Genomic DNA, 3,487 nt, shown 5'->3' with positions numbered 1-3,487 from the left:
GCCCCCGGGCCGGGTCCGTTTCGGCACCGTGGGGCGTCCGCTGCCGGGCTCGACCGTCCGGATCGCCGGCGACGGCGAGGTGTGGGTACGCGGGGACACGGTCTTCCGGGGCTATCCGCGCGGGTGCGGCGACGTCGCCGCGAGGAGTGGTGGTGACGGTCACGGTCAGCCCTGGTCGAGCAGCGCCTGGGCCTGCGTGTTCGCGTCGGCGAGCAGGGCGTCGATGTCCGCGCCCTCGTCCGTGAGCACCGCCTGCACGACCGGGTCGAGCAGCGCGTACACCTCCTGCGTCTTCTGCGACGGCTCGCCGGCCAGCGGCAGGTCGAACATCGCGTCGGTGAACGCCGACATCTGGTCGAGCGGCACGTTGACGTAGTCCGCGATCCACTCCTGGTTCAGCTCGTACTGCTCCTTCGAGAACATCGGCAGGACGGGCGTGCCCACGGGCTGGTCGTTCTTGGCGAGGGTCTCGGCGTCGGCGACGGCGCGGTCCTCGTCGACCAGCTTGTTGAGGTAGAAGAAGTCGATCCACTTGATCGCGGCGTCCTTGACGCCGTCGTCCACGTTCGCCGGGACCCCCGCGAGGGTGCCGCCGGTGAGCGTGGCCGCCTCGGGGGCGTCGGACAGCGGGATCGGCGCGAGGCCGTAGGCGTCCGGGTCGACGGCGTTGGTCTGCACCAGCGAGGTGTAGATGTCCGAGCCCGAGGTGAACATGCCCACCTGGCCCGCCGCGAACTCCTGGTTGATGCTGCCCCAGTCGAGCAGGAAGTTCCCGCCCATCGACTCGTCCTCCCACCGCAGGTCGTGGAGGAACTGGAGCGTCTCCTTCGTGCCCGCGTTGTCGAGGGTCGCCGTGGCCTTCTGGTCCGCGTCGGTCTCGACGGTGCGGCCGCCGCGCGCGACGGTCTGCGCCGTGAGCTGCCAGCCGCCCGTGTTGTTCTGGGTCATCGTGGCGTAGCCGGCGACGCCCGGGTTGGCGTCGGCGATCTTCTTCGCGTACTCGCGCACCTGATCCCAGGTGGTCGGCGGGCTGTCGGGGTCGAGGCCGGCCGACTCGAAGAGCTGGCGGTTGTAGTGCAGGGCGACCGGGTAGGCGTTCTTCGCGGGGATCGCGTACACGTGGCCGTCCTCGCCCGTGCCGGCCTCGAGGATCGTCGGGTTGAACTGCTCGGCGTACGGCAGGGCGCGGAACTGGGCGTCCATGTCGGCGAGCTGGCCGTTCTCCACCAGGCCCTGGGCGTCGGTGAACGGGATCTCGAAGACGTCGGGCAGCGTGCCGCCCGCGAGCTGGGCGGCGAACGTCGTCGCCTTCCACTCGTACTCCTCGGGCTGGACGTCGATGTCGGGGTTCGCCTTCTCGAACTCCGCGACCTGGTCCTCGAAGGCGGCGACCGCCTCCTCGGTGGACCCGGGCAGCAGGGAGACCACCGAGAGGGTGACCTGACCCGCCGAGTTCGTGCTCTCGTCCTGCGGGTCGCCCCCGCCGGAGCATGCCGCGAGGGCGCCCGCCGTGAGCGCGCCCACCAGGGCGAGCGCGGCCGGCTTTCGTGTGGACTTCATCGTCACTCCCTTGTCGATGTCACCGTCGAAGGAATCGCGGTGGTGCAGCTGGTCGGTGCGGGCAGGAGGGTTCAGGCGAGCCGGCTCACAGGCGGAGCCAGACCGCGACGTCGGTGGCGATCCGCGTGAGCGGCTCGCGGGGGTCGGCGCTGTGCAGCACGACGTCGGCGCCGGCCGGGAGCGGGACGGGCTCGGGCCCGAGGTTGACGACGCACACCAGCCCGGCGGCGCCGTGGCCGTCGCCGCGGGCGAACGCGAGGACGGCGTCGCCGACCCGGACGTCGCCGACGGCGTCGAGCCAGCGCAGGCCGCCGTGGTGCAGGGCGGGCTCGGCACGCCGGGCCGCGAGCGCCCGGCGGTACAGGGCGAGCGTCGACGCCGGGTCCGCCTCCTGCGCCTCGACCGACAGCCCGCCCCACGCCGCCGGCTGCGGCAGCCAGGGCGGAGCGCCGCCGTCGGGGCCGAAGCCGAACGAGCGGCCGCCGCGCGTCCAGGGCAGCGGCACGCGGCAGCCGTCGCGGCCGGGGTCGACGCCGCCGGAGCGGTCGTGCATCGGGTCCTGGATGAGCTCGCGCGGCAGGTCCTCGACCTCGGGGAGGCCCAGCTCGTCGCCCTGGTAGACGTACAGGGCGCCCGGCAGGGCGGCGACGAGCAGGGCCGCGGCGCGGGCCCGGCGGTGCCCGAGGTCGAGGTCCGTCGGGGTGCCGAAGCGCTTGGCCGCGAACGCGAACGACGAGTCCGCGCGCCCGTAGCGGGTCACCGGCCGGGTGACGTCGTGGTTGGACAGCACCCAGGTGGCCGGTGCGCCGACGGGGGCGTGCGCGTCGAGCGTCGTCGTGATCGACTCGCGCAGCGCCTTGGCGTCCCACGGGCGCGCCATGAAGTCGAAGTTGAACGCCGTGTGCATCTCGTCGGGGCGCAGGAACCGCGTGAAGCGGTCCGTGTCCGGCAGCCACACCTCGCCGACCAGCACGCGCGGCTCGTCGTAGGAGTCGGCCACCGCCCGCCAGGCCCGGTACACGTCGTGCAGCTCGTCCCGGTCGACGTGCGGGTGCTCCCCCGGCCCCGGGTGCTCCGGGACCTCGGGCAGCGCCGGGTCCTTGACGAGCAGCGCGGCGGAGTCGATGCGGATGCCGGCGGCGCCGCGGTCGAACCAGAAGCGCAGGATCTCCTCGTGCTCGCGGCGCACGTCGGGGTGGTCCCAGTTGAGGTCCGGCTGCGACGGGGCGAACAGGTGCAGATACCACTCGCCGGGGGTGCCGTCGGCGTTCGTGGTGCGGGTCCAGGTGGTGCCCTGGAAGTCGGAGACCCAGCGGGTGGGCAGCTCGTCGCCGCTCTCCCCCCGGCCGGGCCGGAACCAGAACCGCTCGCGCTCCGGCGACCCGGGGCCGGCGGCGAGGGCCGCACGGAACCACGGGTGCTCGTCCGAGACATGGTTCGGGACGACGTCGACGATCGTGCGGATGCCCAGGGTGCGGGCCTCGGCGATGAGCGCCTCCGCCTCGGCGAGCGTGCCGAACTGCGGGTCGATCGCGCGGTAGTCCGCGACGTCGTACCCCCCGTCCGCCAGCGGCGACACGTACCAGGGGGTGAACCAGATCGCGTCGACCCCGAGGTCCCGGAGGTACCCGAGGCGCTGCCGCACCCCGGCGAGGTCGCCCGTGCCGTCGCCGTTCCCGTCGGCGAACGAGCGCGGGTAGACCTGATAGATCACCGCGCTGCGCCACCACTCGGCGTCCTGCCCCTTGCTCACCGATGAGCCCCTTCCCCGTCGCCGTCGATGAGCAGGACAGTAATGATGTGACGCACACAGCGCAAGAACTTGACAGCAGCGTTATCGAACCGCGACATCAACACCGAACAGACGCGCGCAGAGGAACGGCCGGCCGTCGGTCAGCGGCGTCCCCTCGTAGAGCCCGAGCAGCTC

Annotated in this window: 2 protein-coding genes; both read right to left on the bottom strand. The window is 72.9% G+C overall.

Features of this window, described 5'->3' with window-relative positions; genetic code table 11:
* Positions 1–165 precede the first annotated feature (165 nt).
* Positions 166–1,560 (bottom strand): extracellular solute-binding protein, encoded by a 1,395-nt coding sequence (locus tag ACFWEK_RS20065; RefSeq protein ID WP_430555188.1) that lies wholly within the window; start codon positions 1,558–1,560, stop codon positions 166–168.
* Between the two features lie 85 nt (positions 1,561–1,645).
* Positions 1,646–3,313, bottom strand: coding sequence for a glycoside hydrolase family 13 protein (locus tag ACFWEK_RS20060; RefSeq protein WP_430555187.1), 1,668 nt, complete (start codon positions 3,311–3,313; stop codon positions 1,646–1,648).
* Between the last annotated feature and the right edge of the window lie 174 nt (positions 3,314–3,487).

It is taken from the genome of Isoptericola sp. NPDC060257 (assembly GCF_042726645.1).
GTDB lineage: Bacteria > Actinomycetota > Actinomycetes > Actinomycetales > Cellulomonadaceae > Isoptericola > Isoptericola nanjingensis.
This window is presented reverse-complemented; position numbering and strand designations above follow the sequence as displayed.